The sequence below is a fragment of the Bacteroidota bacterium genome (assembly GCA_016194975.1).
Lineage (GTDB): Bacteria > Bacteroidota > Bacteroidia > Palsa-965 > Palsa-965.
On sequence record JACQAM010000005.1, the window covers coordinates 139,844 to 159,998 of the forward strand.

Below are 20,155 nucleotides of genomic sequence, written 5' to 3' on the forward strand. Positions count from 1 at the left end.
AAATAAAATTTCTGCCTGCACTGAACAGAAAACCAAAACAGGCCTGACAACTGACAACTGACAACTGAAATATGTATCCAACCATCTACGACGCAGTAAAAGATCTCTTTCACATCAGCATTCCTTTCCTGAAATTATTGCAGAGCTTCGGATTTTTTGTAGCGATCGCATTTTTACTCTGCGCCTGGGTATTTGCAAAAGAACTTCACCGCAAAGAACTCCTCGGTTTACTCCAACCTACTTTCCGCAAAGTGATGATCGGTGTGAAAGCAACACAGGGTGAAATTGCCCTGCAATTCTTTTTTGGATTTCTCATTGGCTGGAAACTCATCTCCATTCCGTTCACAAAAGATTTTTCGGCCGATCCGCGCGCTTTTATGCTTTCCATGAAAGGAAATATTTTCATCGGGCTTGCCGGCGGCGCTGCACTTGCATTTCTCAAATGGAAAATGAGCGAAAAGAAGAAACTTGCTGAACCCATCGAACAGGAAGAAAAAGTAAGCGCGGCCGATCACGTAGGAAATATGACCTTGCTCGCTGCGGGATTCGGTTTTCTTGGCGCAAAAATTTTCCACATCCTCGAAAATTTCAAAGAATTTCTCAGCGATCCGTCAAAAATGTTTTTCTCTTTCAGCGGGCTCACCATGTACGGCGGACTCATTCTCGGCGGAGCAGCCGTTCTTGTTTACGCGCACAAAAAAGGTTTCGGAATTTTTCACGTGATGGATGCATGCGCGCCGGGGCTCATGCTCGCGTACGGAGTCGGCCGTCTCGGTTGCCACGTTTCCGGCGATGGCGATTGGGGAATCGTGAATAAATCCCCGCAACCGTCGTGGTTGCATTTTCTTCCGAAGTGGATCTGGGCTTACGATTATCCGAATAATGTAAATGGCGTTTTCAATCCTTACACCGATGAACATTCGAAAGAATACATGATGGCGCAGGTGCAGGGAATGCTTTCCGGAAATGAAGTCCGGTTGGTGGATCCTGTTTTTCCAACTCCGTTTTACGAAGCTTTCATCTGCATTTTACTTTTCGGAATATTCTGGATGTTCCGGAAAAAATTCTCTTCACCCGGTTTACTCTTCAGTGTTTATCTTATTGCAAACGGAGTGGAACGATTTTTCATTGAGCTCATCCGCGTAAACACAACTTTATTTCACATCGGTAGTTTCCGGATGACGCAGGCAGAATTAATTGCGATCGTTCTGATACTGTTGGGTAGTTATGGTGTTTACTGGACGAAGAAAAAAAATAAAAACATCCCTCCTCTTCCGGCAACATGAGCGGTTTGTTCGAAAATTCCATTGGAGGAAAAGAGTTCAGCATCATCTGTGAAGAAATGCAGATTCTGAGTTTGCAAGTTGGAAAATTCGTCAGTGAAGAAAGAAAAAAAATAAAAAGTTTAGACATCGAACACAAGGGATCTTCTGACCTTGTTTCTTACGTGGACAAAACAGCAGAGAAAAAATTCGTTGAAGGACTGAAAAAAATTCTTCCGTCAGCAGGATTCATTGCGGAGGAAGATCATACGTTGAAAAAAAACGAAATTCTCAATTGGGTGATCGATCCGCTCGATGGAACCACGAATTATCTCCACGGCGTTCCCGTCTTCGCAACATCAGTTGCATTGTTACAGAATAATATTCCCGTTGCCGGAGTCGTGCACGAGATCAATCTCGATGAATGTTTTTATGCGTGGAAGAATGGTGGTGCATGGATGAACGGAGAAAAAATATGCATTTCAAAAAAAACAGAACTGCAAAATTCCCTGGTCGCAACCGGTTTTCCCTATGAGGAACAGGGCTGGCACGAAAAATACATTTCTCTTTTCTCCGATGTGCAGCGTTCTTCATTGGGAATTCGCCGGCCGGGATCAGCGGCAACAGACATCGCGTACGTTGCGGGCGGGCGCTTCGATGCGTACTACGAGTATGGCATACATGCGTGGGACGTGGCTGCGGGTGCGTTGCTCGTGCAGGAAGCAGGAGGTACGGTAAAAGATTTTTCCGGTGGCGATGATTTTATTTTTGGCGAAAGGTTCGTGTGCGGCAATGAAAAAATCGTTGAAGAACTTCTTCAGAAAATAAAAATTCATTTCAAGTAGGGGAAAGATTATGGATTGAACGAATATTCGAATTCTCATTTTCAATTCTTCGCAACTTAACGGTTAACTTTATCTCCTGTTAATTAGCATTACCTTTATTCCATGTCAAAATTAATTCTCACCCGCCCCATTGCTTTTATCGATCTTGAAACAACAGGAATTAATGTTGCATCGGATCGCATCGTGGAAATTTCCATTCTTAAAATTCTTGTCAATGGAAACCGCGAAACAAAAACCATGCTCATCAATCCAACCATTTCCATTCCCATCGAGACGACCGTCATTCACGGAATAAAAGATGAGGATGTGAAAGATTCCCCGACGTTTAAAGATGTGGCGAAAGAAATTTTTTATTTTCTCGAAGGATGTGATCTCGGCGGATACAATTCCAATAAATTCGACGTTCCGCTTCTTGCTGAAGAATTTCTGCGCTGCGATGTGGAGTTTGATATCAGCACGAGAAAATTAGTGGACGTGCAGAATATTTTTCATCGCCTCGAACAGCGCACACTCGCCGCCGCATACCAGTTCTATTGCGGAAAACCATTGGAGAAAGCGCATTCTGCCGAAGCCGATATTGTTGCGACGTATGAAATTCTGGAAGCACAACTCGATCGTTATTCAGAATTGAAAGGTGATGTGGATTTTCTTGCTGAATTTTCTTCGAAGACGAATAATGTGGACATGATGGGAAGAATAGTTTACAACAACAAACACATTCCTGTTTTCAATTTCGGAAAACATAACCAGAAACCGGTGACAGAAGTTTTTGAAAAAGAACCGTCGTACTACACCTGGATGATGAACGGAGATTTTCCTTTGTACACGAAGAAGGTCATCACGAAGATCAGGCTGAGCATGAAAAAATAGGTTATGTATAATACCTTTTGGTAAACTTTAGTATTTCGTAACTTTCCCCGAATTAATTCGGAATTTCGTCTTTCTTACTCCATGAAAATAATCTGCATCGGCCGCAACTACGCTGAACACGCTAAAGAGATGAACAGCGCTGTTCCCACCGAACCTGTTCTGTTCATGAAACCGGAAACGGCTTATCTGAAAGCAGGAGAAAAATTTTACTACCCGGAATTCTCGAAAGAAATTCATCATGAAGTGGAATTGGTGCTGCGCATTTCGAAAATGGGAAAACACATTGACGAACAATTCGCAAACCGCTATTACGAAGAAATAGGAATAGGAATTGATTTCACTGCACGTGATCTGCAAATAAAAATGAAAGAGAAAGGATTGCCCTGGGAAAAAGCAAAAGCATTCGACAGTTCTGCTCCCGTAGGAAAATTTCTTCCCGTACATTCTTTTCCCGATCTTAAAAATATTGATTTCCGTCTTGATGTGAATGGAAAAACAGTGCAGCAGGGAAATACAAAAAACATGCTCTTCTCCTTCGACCAACTACTCTCCTACTCTTCAAAATTTTTCACGCTAAAGAAAGGCGATCTTGTTTTTACAGGAACGCCCGAAGGCGTGGGGCCGGTGAAAATTGGCGATAAACTGGAAGCGTATATCGGGGAAGAGAAGTGTTTGGAGCTGGAGGTGAAATAATTTCCGGAAGAAAAAAAATATTCATCACCGCCAACTCCCCTTTCGCACTTCCTTGAAATATTTTTTTCATTTTATTTTTTACCAGGCAACAAAGTAAAATAAAAGGCATCTCTAAAAACACAGAAATGCAAGGCGGGCAAGCCCGAAAAACCGGAATTTACTATTCGTAAATGAGGATTTTGAGGACGTAGCCCAACGCAGCAGTTCGAAGTTATTAGAGATGCCCATAAAAAAGAAAAGCCCCGCTACGGAGGCCTTTCTTGAAATTGGCAATGAATTACTCCTTCACAAACTTCATCGTGTGCATCACTTTTCCATCTAAAATGTGCAACGTATAAACTCCGGCCGCAAGATCTGCAGTTCCTATATTCACTTTCGCATCGGAAGCAGTCATCGTTTTTACTTTCTGCCCGAGTGCATTCCATATCGTAATGGTGTAACCATCATTCGGGACAGGAAGTGTTATTTCAATTTGTTGCATCGTGCTGTTGTAAAACGCAGAAGGATCTGTTGCGGAAAGTGGTTGTACTCCTGCACAACCCACAACTATGGTCTGTGAAGTGGTCGTGTTAGTTCCGCAGGCATTCGTTACGGTCAACTGCGCCGTGTAACTTCCGGGATTGATGTAGTAAACCGTTTCAGTGGAGTTGGTACTCGTTGCCGGTGTTCCCCCGGTGAACGTCCATGAGAAAGAAGTGGAACTTGAAGAACCCGATCCGTCGAATACAAGTGTCTGGTATTCGCAAACTGTAGTGTCGCTCGCAGTGACCATTGCCACCGGCGGATCATCCACATTGATATCGATGGTTGTGTTGCTCACGCATCCGTTCGCACCTGTGCCCTGCAGGTTGTACGAAATGCTCTGCGTGGGCGTACTCGTTACATTCGCACCCGTAGTTGCGCTCAGGTACGTGCCAGGGCTCCACACGTACGAGCTCGCGCCCGACGCTGCGAGCGCTATCGGTGTTCCGGTGCAATATGTAGTTTGATTCGGAGTGAGCGTTACATTTAAAACAGGATTCGGATTCACCGTGATATTTACAAATGAAGAATCGAACAAATGACATCCGCCGCCAATCACATACAATATTGCCTGGTAACTTCCTGCACTGTTGTACAACACCGATTGCATAATGTTGTTTGATGTGATGGGTGTTGTTCCCGGAAAATACCAGAGCAGTGTGTCTTCGAATGTAGAACCGGTAGCATCAAAACTCACCTGGTTGCCTGCGCACAATGTAAGCGGGCTCGCTGTAAAAGTGGAAACAGTATTTTCACCAGTGAGCGACGGATGCATGTACAAAGAAATATCGAGCGTCCATGATCCTGCCGTATTGTACTGGTGCCACGTGTTGTTACTTTGTTTTTCCCAAACAGCAGAAGGAGTTGTCTGTCCCGTGGTATTGCTCACAATGGAAAGTGTATCGTGATTTGTGGGCCAATTTAAATTCGTCACATCTACACTCACAAAAAATTTCTTCGAAGCAGGAAGTGTGATCGGATTATTCACATAAGAAATATCGGTGTAATAATTATTGCTCACATCGCCCATGATCTGTCCCATGGTAAGATTCATTGTAGATCCGATCTGCGCGCCGGGACTTCCGCTTGTTCCATCGTAAACTTTCACCGGAACTATTTTCGCAGGATTACTTGAATAAGCAAGTCCGAACGCGATCCACAGATCGACCATTTGTGTGTATGGACTTGATGACGCATCGAAGTACATTGCTTTTTCTTTATCGAGATTCGATTCCAGTCCATTGATCCAACCATTTTGTCCGACTGTTGCACCTGTGTAATAATTTACGGGACTCCATGTTCCCGGCGGAGGATAATTAATTTTTGTACAACCATTCGCAACATTCACCGTGATGTAATTCGGCGCAGTGTAAGTATTCGATCCATGCGAATTGGTAACTGTCAATGAAACATTGTAAGCACCGGGTGTGTTGTAAGTAATGAGCGGAGGATTCTGTCCATTGAAAGTTGCAGGAGTTCCGCCGGAGAAACTCCACGACCATGTAGTAGGAAGATAAACCGACTGATCTGTAAATTGCACCGATCCGCCGGCAGTAACAGTTGTGACATTCGCAGTGAATGCAGCAACCGGCGGCCAGTTAAGCGTTCCACTAATGCACGACATAGCAGCAGCGGCATCAATTCTTCCCGCGCCAAGTTGCCCGATGTAAGAAGAATTCATCGCGTCAATATTTGTTGCAGATGAGGAGAGACAATTGCGGATATCTGTTGGCGTCAATCCCGGATTCAATGAAAGCATCAATCCACAAAGGCCGGCAACCATCGGGCACGCCATAGAAGTTCCCGACATATTTCCGTAGGCATTTCCGGGAAGTGTAGAATAAATATTATTTCCGGGCGCAGTGATGTCGACCCAGTTTCCATAATTGGAAAAACTTGCTTTGGTATCATTGCTATTCGATGCAGCAACTGCAATACACTCGGTGTAACCGGCAGGATAAAAAATTGAACTCGAATTATTATTTCCTGCAGCAGCAACGAGTACGCACCCCTGATTGCTTGCCCATGTAATAATATTCTGCGCCGTTGCAGAACTGCTTGCCGATCCCCACGACATGCTGATCACATCTGCACCTGCAGCAACGGCATACACCACTCCATCGTATCCATTCGTAACAGAAGAAGGAGAAGCAGAATTCGCCGTTGCTTTCACTGCAATAATTTTACAACTGTAACCGATAGATGCAATTCCTGTACTGTTGTTCGTACGCGCGCTCGCAATTCCCGCGCAATGTGTTCCGTGATCGAAAGTAGCATTCGGCGGATTCGGATTATTATCATTGTCTGCTACATCAAATCCGTTCACATCATCAATGTATCCGTTTCCGTCATCATCAATTCCATTGGTAGGATTTTCTCCGGGATTCACCCAGATATTTGCAGAAAGATCTACGTGTGTGCGATCGACCGCATTATCAACGATCGCAATTTTTATAGTTGAGCCGGAAGAAAAAGAATTCCATGCAGTAGCTGCATTGATCACGCCGAGATGCCACTCGGAACTATACGAAGGATCATTCGGCACAAGACATTCTTCATCGAGCGGAACGCGTTCCGAATAGACCACATCATTTGTTTTATCAAGATCACCGATGATGTTCATCACATTACTTACATCACTGAATTCGAGAAGAAAAGTGCGCTGCAGCACTGGGGAATTTTTTGCTGCTGCGAACGGGCGCGACAAATGAGTGAAATTGTATTTTTTGCTGAGACCGTTCAGAGAAGGAAGAGTTCCCATTGGGAGATTACGCGGATCTTCGTGAATATTATTCACCAGGCGAACGGTACTCTTCACCTGGAACCAGATTTTTCCGTCCTGGTAACCGGGATAAATTTTCTGAGCCTGAATAGCGATCGAGAGGAGAAATACGAATGAGGTGAGTAAAAGTTTTTTCATTTTAAAACGTTTTAGGTTCAATTTCGGAAAGGGGCGTTTTTGACGCTACTAAAAATGCGGAAAAAAACTGAGTAAGTCAAGGAATATTCTAATGTGTTAATGGAGAAATGTGCTAATATGCTAATGGGGCAATAAGAAAATTATCGATGGATAAAAAAATCTTACAAAAATATTATTGTTGCAGGGGAAAAAATATTTAGGGCATCTCTAAAAACACAGAAATGCAAGGCGGGAATTTACTATTCGTAAATGAGGATTTTGAGGACGTAGCCCAACGCAGCAGTTCGAAGTTATTAGAGATGCTCTTTATTAAAAATAAATGACTGCCGCTGCCGCTAAATGCTGCCGCCTACTGCTTACTGTTCCCCGCTACAATCTCCATCACTTCTGTACTCACTCCGGTCATGGAAAATCCTCCATCGTGGTAGAGATTTTGCATGGTTACCATTTTAGTCATATCAGAAAATAACATCACGCAGAAATTTGCGCAATCTTCTGCACTCGCATTTCCCAATGGAGAAAGCTTTTCGGCATAACCGAAAAAGTCTTCGAAACCTTTTATTCCTCCACCGGCAGTAGTTTTTGTAGGCGACTGGGAAACCGTATTCACACGCACCTTTTTGCTTTTGCCATAATGATAACCAAAACTTCTGCCGATGGATTCGAGCATTGCTTTTGCATCGGCCATATCGGAATAAAATGAAAATGTTCTTTGAGCCGCTATGTAAGAAAGCCCAACAAAGCTTCCCCACTCGTTCATGGCATCGAGCTGGTAAGCGGCGCTCATCATTTTGTGAAAAGACATGGCGCTCACATCGATCGACTTCATATAAAAATCATAATTCAGCCCGGCGTAAGGAATATTTTTCCGGATGTTTGGCGACATGCCAATGGAATGCAGCACAAAATCTATTTTGCCACCGAGCGTTTCCATTGATTGCTGAAAAAGATTTTTCAGCTCGTCCATATTCGTTGCATCGGCAGGAATTATTTTCGATCCGCATTGTTCAGCAAGTTTGTTGATCTCGCCCATGCGCATGGCTATTGGCGCATTCGTGAGTGTGAATGTTGCGCCTTCCGCGTGTGCGCGTTCCGCAACTTTCCACGCGATGGAATTCGAATCGAGTGCACCCGAGATGATTCCGCGTTTTCCTTTGAGCAGGTTGTAGGCCATTTTTATTTTATTTGGAAGTGTAAAGTGTAAAGATAGAAACGTGAACGGAACATGGACATCTGAAGAAAAAATAACTTTATCTTTTAATTATGATTCCGGGAAGAATGAAATTGGTATTCTTTATTTTTTCATGCGGGGTGGCGAGTAAAATATTGCGATTTTTTTGGAGGGAAAATCAGGATGAATATTATTTATTTTCGTTGAATGAGAAAAGTTGAAATTCCACCTGAACTTTTAAAGGATCCTCCGCGTGATATTAATGTGGCCGGCACTAAATTCCATTTCCCTTCCGCATTCACTTATATCATTGTTATTCTATTTTTTACTTTCTACGTAATTTTCAGAACCTCATTCTCAGCGCAGAGATATACAAAAAATGACACCGAGGTTTTGATTGGTATTACAGTCGTTATTTTACTGATCTATATTTCTTCAAGATCCATTCAACTCAAAAAATATTACCGCGACGGCCATCTTTTCATTGGAAGAATTACAGCTATAAAAGATGCTTCCATTGCTAAACAAATTTTCATGCCACGCACCAGCCATCATGATTGTCGGGTTTTTATCATCTTCTCAACAAATGAAGGAATTCATTTCAGAGGCGAGATCGATCTTCATAACCGGAATGAACATTTGAAATCCGGGGATGAAGTTGCCGTTCTTTATTGTAAGGATGCGAGCAACCGTTTCGCAGTTTATGCACAAGAACTTCCTTTTACTCTTGGAAAAATTGTTGCAGAGAATCCGGCTCATCAAACTGAAAACGGGTAATTGACTTTTCTTATCGGTTGAATTTATTGCCTTTATTAGATTCATTATCAATTAACTATCCAAGTACAAACGTTTGCAATCAACTATATCCGTCTATAAATAGTTGAAAGCCGAATAACTTTTGCGGCACACCACACCTTTGCAGCGTCGATCAACAAAAAGTGTCGGCGAAAAAATTTAAGGCATAATTCAATTAGTACGTAAATCAATTTTTATTTTTTTCAATATGAAAGCAACTATGAAAAAGAACAATGTAAAACTGGTGGTCAATCTCGGAACAAACCCGGGTTTGCGTCACTTCAAAAGCGGGAAGCGCATGGCCATCTTTTCGGTCGCATCCGTTGAACCGGATCCTGAAACAAAAAGGAATGAAGTAAAATGGTACAGCGTGATCGCCTGGAATAATCTTGCGGATGTAGCGCAGAAATATCTTACCAAAGGAAAACGAGTCATGGTCTGCGGTAATCACATCTCGAAAGAATGGTACGATAAAAAAGGAATTCTGCGCCATCGCGAAGAAATTCTTGCCACCGATCTCATTCTTCTCTCTACAGGAAAAGTTCCGGCTGTAAAACTCGCCGCGTGAAAAAAACTGGTCAGCACCGGTAATCAATTCACAATTATCAATTCAAATAATTTCTAATTAATTTTTAAAACAATTTATCTATGAACGCAATTAAAAACAATGTACAGATCGTAGGCAACCTCGGTCGTAACCCTGATGTAAAAACTTTCGACACCGGGAAAAAAGTCGCCAACTTCGTGATCGCTTGCAACGATTCCTATAATGATTCAGAAGGGCGCAAGATCGAAAACACCAACTGGTTCAATGTTTCTGCATGGGACGGACTCGCAACTATCGCCGAAAAATACATGGAGAAAGGTTCCCGTGTTGCGATCAACGGACGCCTCCATAATAAAACGTGGACCGACAAAGAAGGAAAGAAACGCTATTCCACAGAGATCGTTGTTACGGACCTGTTGCTTCTCTCCGAGAAAAAAGCAGCGTAAATAAATCCCGGTGCTGATCACAAAAAATCCCTGTCGTAAATGACAGGGATTTTTTTATGCCGCTTTGCGGACTTGTTCTTCCTCTTTTTGGTTTTGTTCAGTTTCTTTTTTCCTGTCGAATGGCCTATTCGTTCCAATCCCGAACGCTATAAGGAAACCGATGATCGTGGCGAGAAAACTGAAAATAAATTTCACACTATGAGCGATCTCGGGACCCAGGAATGCAATACGGAAAGGCACCAAAAATACGAAGATGAAAATGGCGATGGCGATAATTTTGCTTTTCATAATAGTTGTTTTATCATTTTCAAATTTATTATCCGCATCATTAATCAATTATGATCTGGAGCAGTTTTAATAATGATGTTGGTCAAGTGCCGGTCATCTTTTCTTCTCCTGTTTCTTTTAAGTGAAAAATTGAAATCTGCAGTTTGCCCTCTTTTACCTCGGTGATCGTCAAATAAATGATGAATCTCTGTTCATATTTTTCCTTAATGGAATCCGGACTTGCGTATTCTAAAATCCTATTTTTGCTTTTTACCAAACAATCTTGAATTATGAGAGACCTTTTCGATAAGATCCGCGAGAACCGCGGCCCGCTTGGCAAGCACGCCAAAGAATCGCACGGCTATTTTACTTTTCCGAAACTCGAAGGAGATATCGGAAATAAAATGATCTTTCGCGGAAAAGAACGGCTCATCTGGAGTCTGAATAATTACCTCGGTCTCGCCAATCATCCTGAAGTGAGAAAAGCCGATGCAGAAGGCGCTGCGAAATTCGGCCTCGCTGCTCCCATGGGAGCGCGTATGATGTCGGGCAATTCAAATTATCATGAGCAACTCGAAGCCGGACTCACCGAACTTGTAAAAAAAGAAGATACCATTCTCTGCAATTATGGTTACCAGGCCATGGTTTCGGCAATAGATTGTCTCGTTGATCGTCATGATGTGATCGTGTATGACGCGGAAGCGCATGCGTGCATCATCGATGGCGTGCGCCTGCACATGGGAAAACGTTTTGTTTATCCGCATAACGATATTGCTTCACTCGAAAAACAATTGGAACGAGCAACAAAAATGATCGGTGAAACCGGAGGCGCAATTCTCGTTCTCACAGAAGGAGTTTTCGGAATGAGCGGCAACCAGGGAAAACTGAAAGAGATCGTTGCACTGAAAAAGAAATTCCAATTCCGTTTATTTGTTGATGATGCGCACGGATGCGGAACCATGGGACCCACCGGCGGAGGAACAGGAGAAGAACAGGGTTGCCAGGACGGCATTGATATTTACTTCGGAACATTTGCAAAATCATTTGCGCTCATCGGCGGATATATTTCTTCAACGGAAGACGTGGTGGAATATCTCCGTTACAATATGCGTTCGCAGATCTTTGCAAAATCACTTCCGCTTCCGGCAGTTGTCGGCGCATTGAAGCGGCTCGAACTGATGAATAAACACAAAGAGTTCCGCGAAAAATTATGGGAGATCACCAATGCATTGCAGGGCGGATTGAGAAAAGCCGGATTCAACATCGGCACCACTTCTTCACCGGTCACTCCTGTTTATCTCAACGGCTCCATTCCCGAAGCGACGAATCTGATTCTTGACCTCCGTGAAAATTATAATATTTTCTGTTCGATGGTGGTTTATCCGGTTATTCCGAAAGGACAAATTATTCTTCGGCTTATTCCAACTGCAGTTCACACGATCGAAGATGTGAATTTCACGATCGAAGCGTTTTCTAAGATCAAAGATAAATTGACTTCGGGCCAATACCAGAGTGATAAGATCGCGGCGTTCTGATCCCGGCTCCGCTTGATCTGACAATTTTTTAAAACAAAAAATTGAAAACGGTTTTCAGAAATGAATACCGTTTTTTTTATTTTTCCGGAACATAATTACTGTGCAATAATTCTGCAATTGAAAACTGAAAACCGGCAACTGAGAACTAATATCTACCTTTAACACCCTATGGCAAATTTTGAGGATTTCGGACTGGATCATGCGGTGATGGATGGTGTGGATGCAATGGGATATTCTTCTGCAACACCAATACAGGAACTTGCCATTCCCATTATCATGCAGGGGCGCGACATCATTGCGTGTGCGCAAACAGGTACAGGAAAAACTGCAGCATTTCTTTTACCCACTATGCATCGCATTCTGCATAGTGAAAATCGCGGGAGTATTCACACCATGATTATTTCTCCAACGCGCGAACTTGCCTTGCAGATTGATAATGCGCTTACCGGTTTCGCCTATTTTTCCGGCATCAGCAGTATTGCCGTTTACGGAGGAGGAACAGGAGAAAGTTTTGACCGCGAGAAAAAAGCTTTAACAACAGGAACAGATATTATTGTCGCAACTCCGGGAAGATTACTTTCTCATCTCAATCTCGGCTATGTAAAACTCGATCAGTTGCAAACGCTCATTCTCGATGAGGCAGATCGCATGCTCGATATGGGATTCAACGAAGACATCATGCGCATTGTGCGGATGCTTCCGAAAAAAAGGCAAACGCTCATGTTCTCCGCCACCATGCCTTCGCGGATTCGGCAACTCGCTGCACAAATTCTGCATGAGCCGGAACATGTGAATATTGCAATTTCAAAACCGGCAGAAAAAATAAAACAGATCGCGTACTGTGTTTATGACACACAGAAATTACCATTGCTGCTTCACTTGTTGCAGTCGAAAGAACTCGTGAGCGTGCTTATTTTTTCTTCTACCAAACAGAATGTGAAAAACATGGAGAAGGAAATGAAACGATTGAAACTTGATGTTGCAGCTGTGCATTCCGATCTCGAACAAAGTGAACGCGAAGAAGTGATGCGCCGGTTCCGTCACAGGAATATCCGCATCATCGTTGCAACAGATGTTCTTTCGCGCGGCATTGATGTTGAAAATATTTCTCTCGTGCTGAATTATGATGTTCCTGCCGACGGAGAAGATTACGTGCATCGCGTAGGAAGAACTGCCCGCGCCGAATCGACCGGGGAAGCAGTTACTTTTATTTCTCCCGATGACATGAGAAAATTTGCGGCCATTGAGCGGCTGATCGGCTATGAAGTGGAGAAAGGAAAAGTTCCGGATGAGTTGGGTGAAGTTCCTGCTTACGATATTAAAAGTTCAGGAAAAAGAAAAAATAATTTTCACGGAAAAAAAGGCAAACCCCATTTCAGAAAAAAAGATCACCAGCGAAAAGGCCATCGCAGCTGAACCATGAAAAAAAAGATCGTCATCGGTTTGATCGCGCTGATCATTCTTTCCTTAGGGGCCTGGTTGATCTTCGGAAGAAAGTCGCGCGAAAAAGATGCTCATCTTATTCTTATTCCCGCCAAAGCTGCTGCAGTGATGAAGATCGATGTGGCTTCACTTGCTTCCAAAGCAGATCTTTCGAAATTGATCGGTAATCCGGTATTGAAAGAAATTTCTGACGGCCAAATTTCATCTTTCGCCGGCGATCCGCTTGGAAGCGGACTCGATCTCACTGAAAATATTTACGGTTTTCTTGCGCAGGAGGACAAGAATGCAGTTTCCGCATTGGTGTTTGCGGTGACTGACGCGGAAAAATTCTCTTCGTTTCTTACTTCGACGAATGTGAAGAACAAACCTTATCAGGTGGAAGAGACCTGGTTCTGCAGTTTCGATCAGCGTCATACCATTGCGTGGAATAATTTCGGCGGAATGTATCTTTCCTGTTCAGGAGGAAATGCTGAAGATGTTGCAAAAAAATATTTTGCACAGAAAAAAGAAAATAGTATTCTTTCGAATAAAGAGTTTGAGAATTTCAATTCGAAAAAAGCAGACCTCAGTTTATTGCTCGACAATCGAACGCTCTCCGATATGGGAAGCATGAGCGGAATGATCTCTCCATTCGGGATCAATGAAGGATTCGGCCAATTGCTTATCAATTTCAACGATGAGAATATTTCTGCAGATTACAGTTCTACTTCGTCCGTTGCAAATAATGTCCTCAGGAATTCCGGCGCTTCTTCTTCGCATTTCTTTTCTGTTGCTCCCGCCGATCCGGTTCTCTACATGCAACTTTCTGCAAATTCCGATGGATTGATCTCTTCATTGAAAAAAGATGCGTCTTATGATGATGTGCTGAGCCAGATGGAATCCGCTCTTATTATTTCTGACGTCGGACTGGGACAACTTTTTACCGGTGATATTTCCATTGCATTTTCGGATTTTAAGAATATCAGCGATTACGATCCGAGATTGAAGAAAATTATCGCTGATGGAAATGATGATTTTACGGTCATTGATGAACGGGAACTCGCGCAGCCCATTACTACCATAAGCATTGGCATAACAAATGACGCCATTGTAAATTCCATCCTGGAATATTCCGGGATGAAAATGGAAAAAAACTTCTACGAGATTCCCGGAGTAGATTTTGTACTCTATGCCGTTGCGAAGAATAAAAATCTCATTGTAACGAACGATTACTTTGCTGCCGATACTTTTTCACAGACCGGAATGCTCCGTGGAAAATTGCCGGATGATGTGGTGAAAGAATGCAGCACGAATTCTTTTTGCGGATATGCTTCACTCGCGCAGGAAAAATTTCCCGCTCCTTTCATCACTGCACTACAACAGTATTTCGGAGAGAATGAAACAAAAATGTTTCTCGACCTGATCAAACCATTTTCTTCTGCACATATTTTTTCGAACGGAAGCGGTTCCCATGTAAACATCACTCTTGCTGGCGGTGATGGAAAAGGACTGAACAGGATTCTCACCCAATGGTTATCAGCGGCAAAATGAAGATCGACTTCGAACACGTACTTCCTGTTCCGCTTTCTGATACTCCTTTGTCGGAAGATTCCTGCTGGAAAAAAGATTTTTCATTTGACACCAATTCTATTCTTCTTGCAGAAGCCGCTTCCGGCACCGGAAAAACCACGCTGGTCTCCATGCTATATGGAATTCGGCACGATTACGATGGAAAAATAAAATTAGACGGGGAAGACATCAGGAATTTTCCGCTTCGCCAATGGTCGCAATTGCGCAGGAAAAAATTTTCCATCGTCTTCCAGGATCTTCGCTTGTTCCCGCAACTTACGGCGAAAGAAAATATCATTCTCAAAAATGATCTTGAGTCAACGCTGAAAGAAGAAGAGATCATCCATTATGCCGCAATACTCGGTGTGCAACATCGCCTCGGCCAGGTATGCGGAAAACTTTCGCTCGGTCAGCAACAGCGCGTGGCCATCATACGCGCACTCGCGCAACCCTTCGATTTTCTTTTGCTCGATGAACCCTTCTCCCATCTCGATGAAACGAATGCACGCACAGCAGCACGCCTCATTATGGAAAAATGCATCCAGAATAAAGCAGGGCTTTTATTGACAAGTCTGGGCCCGAATGATTTTTTCAATTACACCGGAACGATTATCATATGAAGAATGTACGATTTACAATTTGCGATTTACAATTTCTGAGTTGGCTTTCGTGCAAAACAGATTGCCGGCAGTGCGCATCTCAAATTGTAAATTGTAAATTGTAAATTCCAAATAGAAATGCTGAACCGGCTTTTATTCACACACCAGCGCCGTACGCAACTTTTTGTTGCAGTGCTCGGCGCGCTCGTGGGAATGATACTCGTGCTCACTTCCTTGCAGTTGTATTTTGACACAACCCGCGCGCTCACCGGGAACGACCTGAACAAACCGCAATACCTTGTTATCAATAAAGAAGTGAATCTCCTGAATACGCTTTTCGGCGGGCAGAAAGGATTTTCGCAGGATGAAATGGATGCGTTGAGAAAGATCAAAGGTGTGAAAGATGTTGCACCGCTTACTGCGAGTCATTTCAAAGTGAGCGCGTCCCTGAATACGAACGGCATACAGGGAATGCCGGGCATGTACACAGAACTTTTTTTTGAAGCGGTGCCGGATAATTTTCTCGATGTGAATACAACGGAGTGGGACTGGAAGGAAGGTGATTCCACTGTTCCGATCATCATCCCGCGCGATTATATAAAACTTTACAATTTCGGATTTGCACCTTCGCAGAAATTACCACAGATCACGGAAAGCGTTGTGGGCCTTGCAAAATTCGATGTCAACATACATGGCTCTTTGGGTTCTGCACAATATCGCGGCAAACTCGCGGGGTTCAGTGAACGCATCAACACCATTCTTGTTCCGCAGAAATTCATTGATTATGCCAATGAAAAATTCGCAGGTGTAATGCGCGGCGACCAGGTACCAAGCCGCGTGATCATCGAGTGCGAAGGGCAAGCGCTCAATGAACTCGCCACTTATTTTTCCGAACACGGATTCGAAACGAGCGAGGACAGTATGCGCAACGGAAAACTTCATTCGTTCCTCCGCATTCTCATGAATTGCCTCGTGGCGATCGGTTCACTCATTCTTCTTCTTTCGCTGCTCGTTTTCTTTCTCTATTCACAATTGCTGATGAGCAAATCCTCCTATGAACTGGAAACGCTAACGCGCATTGGTTACGACTACAAAAAACTGGCGATGCGATATGTGAATTATTACAATGTAATTTTTCTTTCCGTTTTCATTTTATCCATCGCGCTCATCTGGTTCACCAAAAGATGGTTCGTTCACTACATGGCGCAACAGGGATTTGTGATCGACAGCGGAATTTCTCCGGAGATCATTCTTTACGGTTCACTTTTTACATTGCTTTTCATCGGAATAAATTCATGGTCGGTTTTCCGCGCACTGAAACGGCTCGCTAAATAGTTCTTCGTTGTGGGCAAAAAAATAAATTATGAAACGGAAATTTCAGAACTCCCACCAAGAACTCAGAACAAAATAATCGGCGTGATTTTTGAGGTAATTTCCATTGGCAAAACATCATTTCGTATTTTTGAATCAGGCAAAAAAACACTTATGAAACAAGTATTATATACCTTTCTGGCAATCATAGCTTTACCTATGATCACCTCTGCTCATCCTTCACATAAAACAACTTCTAAAAATCCGCCTCCATTCGATCTTAAAGTCCGCATCAATGGATTGAAGCCCGGCGACCAAGTGATGCTGGCGAATCATTATGGCGACAAACAATTCATTGACGATACGCTGAAGGTGGATGCAAATGGTTTCGTGGAATTCAAAGACACGATCGCGAAGCCAGGTGGAATTTATCTCGTGGTGCTTCCGAACAAAAAATATTTCGAAGTGATCCTTGCTGATGAACAACATTTCATGGTAGAAACCGATACCGCAGACATGATAAAAAACATGAAGGTGACGGGGAATAAAGAAAATCAGTATTTCTACGAGTACCTGAATTATCTCTCGGGGCTGCAGTCGCAGATGGAACCGTTGCAGAATGAAATGAAGAGTGCGAGAGAACACAACAATAAAGATTCCATTGCCATGCTTCAGAAAAAAATGTCGGCCATCGACAGCACCGTGAAATGGTACAAGCGCGATTATTATATGCACAAACATCCGGAAACTTTCATGGCAGAAGTTTTGCGAGCGATGGATGAACCTGACCAGCTTCCTTACTCACAGTGTCCGAAAAAAGAAAATGGAGATATTGATTCCTCATACGTGTATTGGAATTTCAGAAATCATTATTGGGATGGGATGAATTTCAACGACGATCGCCTCATACGTACGCCCGTGTACGCGAACAAACTTAAATTCTATCTCGATAAAATAATTCCGCAACATCCTGATTCCATTGCAGCCGCATGCGATTTTCTCATTGAGAAAGCGCGTCCTTCGAAAGAACTTTTCAAGTACACGGTTTATTACACCACGTACACCTATGAAACGGATAAACGTATGGGCTTCGATGCGGTGTTCGTTCACATCGTGGAAAGATATTATCGCACTAACCAGGTGTGGTGGGTGAGCGATGAGCAGATGAAAAAAATTCTCAACCGCTCTACGCAACTCGGCTATACACTTATCGGGAAACCTGCTGTCAATCTCCTGTTGCACGATTCGAACAACGTGGTGAAACCGCTGCAGGCAGTAGAAGCAAAATATACCGTGGTGATATTCTGGGATCCTACCTGCTCTCATTGCAAAAAAGAAGTTCCGCTGTTGCAGGCCTATTATGATTCACTGAAAAAAGCAGGCGTGTCCATTGAAGTTTACGCTGTTTATTCAGAACTCGATTACAAAACCTGGAAGCAATACATTCGTGAACACAAACTGAAATGGATCAATGTATGCGGGAAAGATGCGCAGGAACTGGCCACTTCAAAATATTATTATGATGTGTTCAGCACCCCGACAATCCTCCTGCTCGATGAGAAGAAAAATATTCTGGCGAAAAGAATAGATGTGGAAGCGCTTAAAGGATTTCTCGATCACAGGATTGAAGACGACAAAAAGAAAGCGGGCGGATCCGGGAGCCATTGATCGAGCCCGAAAAATAATTTCCATCGCAGAACGTTATTACGATCATGAAGACGCGCGCATTTTTTTACATGCTTTTTTTTTCCATCTGGCTTTACGCTTGTAACTCCGAAGGAAGATCGCACCGCTACCTGAATGACAAAAGAAATCCAAGTGAAAAAATTGCGGAAGGACAAAAGAAAGCAAGCAGGAAAGCTGAAAAGGATTTCAAGAAAGGACAGAAGAACGGAAAAGCACAGGGAAGCAAAAAAATAAAACTCTGGCAGAAGAAAAAAGCACAATACACCTGAATGTAATTGGTCATTGGTCATTAGGGGCTTGTCTGAATATTTCCTATTAACCAGTAACCAATGACCTTTTTAATTGATTAGTCAGGAAAAAACTATTTATGATTTTTCTGGTAATCGGTGTTCTGTTTGTTCACCCACGTTGCATTGGTATCATAATCATACGCGGCCTGCGTGATCTGCTGCTCATCTTTGAAATAAAATGTTCCCCATGAATAAACTTTTTTCGTGTACACCCATCCTTTGTTTCCGACAATAACAACACGCTTGGTTATCTCTGCGCCTTCTTCTTTCATTTGCGTTTCGGTTACTCCCGGCGGATAATTTTTTACAAGATCACTCACATATTCATCACTGCCTATCACAACTTTTGTGGAATCCGGAACTTTGACCACTTTCGGATTGAGCGCATCATCGCAGGCGTTGATCTGTGTTTTCGGATAGATCTCGAGCGGTTTTTCCTGCAGCGCCTGCTGGTAAAGTGATTTCGCTCCCTTGTAATCTTTCGATTTGAATTTAGTGTCCGCCTGCGTGATCAGCTTATTGTACTTCGCATCTTTCGCCTGCTGGAATTTAATATCCGACAATCGCGCATCGATCTCGGCGATCTTTTTCTTAGGATACTCATCGCTTGGTTTTTGCACGAGCGCCGACTGGTAAACTTTTTTCGCATCGATCAACGAATCCAGTTTCAGAAGTGAATCGGCTTTCGCAATGAGCGCGCGGTACGCTTTGTCTTTGGAATTCTCAGAGAGCAACCCTGCGATCTCCGCGAGTTTTTGTGGAGGATATTTTTCTGCGGGCTTCAGATTTTTTGCATTTGTGAAAGCGGTCTGGGCAGTTTCAAGATCGTTGATCGCCATTGCAGAATCGCCGCGCTTAACAGCAGCCGTGTATTGCTGATCGAGCGAAGAAAGTTTCGCCAGTTCATCATCACATGCCTTCATCCGGTCTTTCGGATATTGCTCTCCGGGTTTTATTCCTGATGCTTCCTGGTATTTCTCTTTTGCACCGCTCCAGTTTTTCGCTGTGAATAAAACATCAGCAGCAGCGATCGCAGCAGAATATTGTTTATCCACTCCAAGTTGCGAAATATTCTTATCACAAATTGCGATCTGGTCGGCAGGATATTTTTCGCTTCCCTTCACCGCTTGCGCCTGCTGGTAAATTATTTTCGCTCCGGCCCAATCGCTTGTTCCGAATTTCGCGTCGGCTTGTTTGATCAGGTCAGCATATTTTTTATCGACCCCTTCTTTCGCAAGATTATTATCGCAGATCGCAATCTGGTCTTTCGGATACTGTACATCACCCTTCACCGCACTCGCCTGCTGGTAAATTGTTTTCGCCCCAGCCCAATCGCTCGTTTTAAATTTTGTGTCGGCTTGGGCGATCAGGTCGTTGTATTTTTTATCCAATCCCGCCTGACCGA

18 protein-coding genes are annotated in these 20,155 nt (G+C 43.3%); 15 read left to right on the plus strand and 3 right to left on the minus strand.

Features of this window, described 5'->3' with window-relative positions:
- Positions 1–71: 71 nt before the first annotated feature.
- From HY064_03595 to HY064_03610, 4 genes are all read left to right on the plus strand, one after another.
- The gene (locus HY064_03595; protein MBI3509723.1) at positions 72–1,286 is read left to right on the plus strand and encodes a prolipoprotein diacylglyceryl transferase; all 1,215 of its coding nucleotides are present in this window, start codon (positions 72–74) and stop codon (positions 1,284–1,286) included.
- Complete coding sequence (locus tag HY064_03600; protein ID MBI3509724.1) at positions 1,283–2,107, plus strand: inositol monophosphatase; 825 nt, start codon at positions 1,283–1,285, stop codon at positions 2,105–2,107. Before HY064_03595 ends, HY064_03600 begins: the two co-directional genes overlap by 4 nt.
- A 102-nt stretch (positions 2,108–2,209) precedes the next feature.
- A complete protein-coding gene (locus HY064_03605) occupies positions 2,210–2,977 on the plus strand; it encodes a 3'-5' exonuclease (GenBank protein MBI3509725.1) in 768 nt (255 codons plus the stop codon).
- A gap of 81 nt (positions 2,978–3,058) precedes the next feature.
- Complete coding sequence (locus tag HY064_03610; protein ID MBI3509726.1) at positions 3,059–3,670, plus strand: fumarylacetoacetate hydrolase family protein; 612 nt, start codon at positions 3,059–3,061, stop codon at positions 3,668–3,670.
- A gap of 277 nt (positions 3,671–3,947) precedes the next feature.
- Here the strand turns inward: HY064_03610 and HY064_03615 are convergent, their stop codons facing one another.
- A complete protein-coding gene (locus tag HY064_03615; GenBank protein ID MBI3509727.1) occupies positions 3,948–7,112 on the minus strand; it encodes a S8 family serine peptidase in 3,165 nt (1,054 codons plus the stop codon).
- Positions 7,113–7,461: 349 nt separating this feature from the next.
- Positions 7,462–8,286 carry an SDR family oxidoreductase gene (locus HY064_03620; protein MBI3509728.1) on the minus strand — a complete coding sequence of 275 codons (825 nt, stop codon included), beginning with the start codon at positions 8,284–8,286 and terminating at the stop codon, positions 7,462–7,464.
- Between the two features lie 204 nt (positions 8,287–8,490).
- Between HY064_03620 and HY064_03625 the strand changes: the two genes are divergently transcribed.
- The 11 genes from HY064_03625 (at position 8,491) to HY064_03675 (ending at position 18,729) form a co-directional block, all read left to right on the plus strand.
- Positions 8,491–9,060, plus strand: coding sequence for a hypothetical protein (locus tag HY064_03625; protein MBI3509729.1), 570 nt, complete (start codon positions 8,491–8,493; stop codon positions 9,058–9,060).
- 238 nt (positions 9,061–9,298) lie between these two features.
- Positions 9,299–9,646, plus strand: coding sequence for a single-stranded DNA-binding protein (locus tag HY064_03630; GenBank protein ID MBI3509730.1), 348 nt, complete (start codon positions 9,299–9,301; stop codon positions 9,644–9,646).
- 80 nt (positions 9,647–9,726) lie between these two features.
- Positions 9,727–10,071, plus strand: coding sequence for a single-stranded DNA-binding protein (locus HY064_03635; GenBank protein ID MBI3509731.1), 345 nt, complete (start codon positions 9,727–9,729; stop codon positions 10,069–10,071).
- Positions 10,072–10,110: 39 nt separating this feature from the next.
- Positions 10,111–10,413 (plus strand): hypothetical protein, encoded by a 303-nt coding sequence (locus HY064_03640; GenBank protein MBI3509732.1) that lies wholly within the window; start codon positions 10,111–10,113, stop codon positions 10,411–10,413.
- 215 nt (positions 10,414–10,628) lie between these two features.
- Entirely contained in the window at positions 10,629–11,873 is a 1,245-nt protein-coding gene (locus HY064_03645) for an aminotransferase class I/II-fold pyridoxal phosphate-dependent enzyme (protein ID MBI3509733.1), read from the plus strand.
- Between the two features lie 168 nt (positions 11,874–12,041).
- The gene (locus tag HY064_03650; protein MBI3509734.1) at positions 12,042–13,289 is read left to right on the plus strand and encodes a DEAD/DEAH box helicase; all 1,248 of its coding nucleotides are present in this window, start codon (positions 12,042–12,044) and stop codon (positions 13,287–13,289) included.
- 3 nt (positions 13,290–13,292) lie between these two features.
- Positions 13,293–14,846, plus strand: a complete 1,554-nt coding sequence (locus tag HY064_03655) for a DUF4836 family protein (GenBank protein ID MBI3509735.1) — start codon at positions 13,293–13,295, stop codon at positions 14,844–14,846.
- Positions 14,825–15,484, plus strand: coding sequence for an ATP-binding cassette domain-containing protein (locus HY064_03660; GenBank protein MBI3509736.1), 660 nt, complete (start codon positions 14,825–14,827; stop codon positions 15,482–15,484). Before HY064_03655 ends, HY064_03660 begins: the two co-directional genes overlap by 22 nt.
- 117 nt (positions 15,485–15,601) lie before the next feature.
- Positions 15,602–16,798, plus strand: coding sequence for a hypothetical protein (locus HY064_03665; GenBank protein MBI3509737.1), 1,197 nt, complete (start codon positions 15,602–15,604; stop codon positions 16,796–16,798).
- A 150-nt stretch (positions 16,799–16,948) separates the two neighbouring features.
- Entirely contained in the window at positions 16,949–18,442 is a 1,494-nt protein-coding gene (locus HY064_03670) for a DUF5106 domain-containing protein (protein ID MBI3509738.1), read from the plus strand.
- 44 nt (positions 18,443–18,486) lie between these two features.
- The gene (locus HY064_03675; GenBank protein ID MBI3509739.1) at positions 18,487–18,729 is read left to right on the plus strand and encodes a hypothetical protein; all 243 of its coding nucleotides are present in this window, start codon (positions 18,487–18,489) and stop codon (positions 18,727–18,729) included.
- 92 nt (positions 18,730–18,821) lie between these two features.
- Here the strand turns inward: HY064_03675 and HY064_03680 are convergent.
- A partial coding sequence (locus HY064_03680; GenBank protein MBI3509740.1) for a hypothetical protein occupies positions 18,822–20,155 on the minus strand: 1,334 nt, incomplete at its 5' end.

Excerpts from the sequence above, each read along its gene's own strand:
- HY064_03595 (MBI3509723.1), top strand. The coding sequence starts at position 72 with ATGTATCCAACCATCTACGACGCAGTAAAAGATCTCTTTCACATCAGC.
- HY064_03600 (MBI3509724.1), top strand. The coding sequence starts at position 1,283 with ATGAGCGGTTTGTTCGAAAATTCCATTGGAGGAAAAGAGTTCAGCATC.
- HY064_03605 (MBI3509725.1), top strand. The coding sequence starts at position 2,210 with ATGTCAAAATTAATTCTCACCCGCCCCATTGCTTTTATCGATCTTGAA.
- HY064_03610 (MBI3509726.1), top strand. The coding sequence starts at position 3,059 with ATGAAAATAATCTGCATCGGCCGCAACTACGCTGAACACGCTAAAGAG.
- HY064_03615 (MBI3509727.1), bottom strand. The coding sequence starts at position 7,112 with ATGAAAAAACTTTTACTCACCTCATTCGTATTTCTCCTCTCGATCGCT.
- HY064_03620 (MBI3509728.1), bottom strand. The coding sequence starts at position 8,286 with ATGGCCTACAACCTGCTCAAAGGAAAACGCGGAATCATCTCGGGTGCA.
- HY064_03625 (MBI3509729.1), top strand. The coding sequence starts at position 8,491 with ATGAGAAAAGTTGAAATTCCACCTGAACTTTTAAAGGATCCTCCGCGT.
- HY064_03630 (MBI3509730.1), top strand. The coding sequence starts at position 9,299 with ATGAAAAAGAACAATGTAAAACTGGTGGTCAATCTCGGAACAAACCCG.
- HY064_03635 (MBI3509731.1), top strand. The coding sequence starts at position 9,727 with ATGAACGCAATTAAAAACAATGTACAGATCGTAGGCAACCTCGGTCGT.
- HY064_03640 (MBI3509732.1), top strand. The coding sequence starts at position 10,111 with ATGACAGGGATTTTTTTATGCCGCTTTGCGGACTTGTTCTTCCTCTTT.
- HY064_03645 (MBI3509733.1), top strand. The coding sequence starts at position 10,629 with ATGAGAGACCTTTTCGATAAGATCCGCGAGAACCGCGGCCCGCTTGGC.
- HY064_03650 (MBI3509734.1), top strand. The coding sequence starts at position 12,042 with ATGGCAAATTTTGAGGATTTCGGACTGGATCATGCGGTGATGGATGGT.
- HY064_03655 (MBI3509735.1), top strand. The coding sequence starts at position 13,293 with ATGAAAAAAAAGATCGTCATCGGTTTGATCGCGCTGATCATTCTTTCC.
- HY064_03660 (MBI3509736.1), top strand. The coding sequence starts at position 14,825 with ATGGTTATCAGCGGCAAAATGAAGATCGACTTCGAACACGTACTTCCT.
- HY064_03665 (MBI3509737.1), top strand. The coding sequence starts at position 15,602 with ATGCTGAACCGGCTTTTATTCACACACCAGCGCCGTACGCAACTTTTT.
- HY064_03670 (MBI3509738.1), top strand. The coding sequence starts at position 16,949 with ATGAAACAAGTATTATATACCTTTCTGGCAATCATAGCTTTACCTATG.
- HY064_03675 (MBI3509739.1), top strand. The coding sequence starts at position 18,487 with ATGAAGACGCGCGCATTTTTTTACATGCTTTTTTTTTCCATCTGGCTT.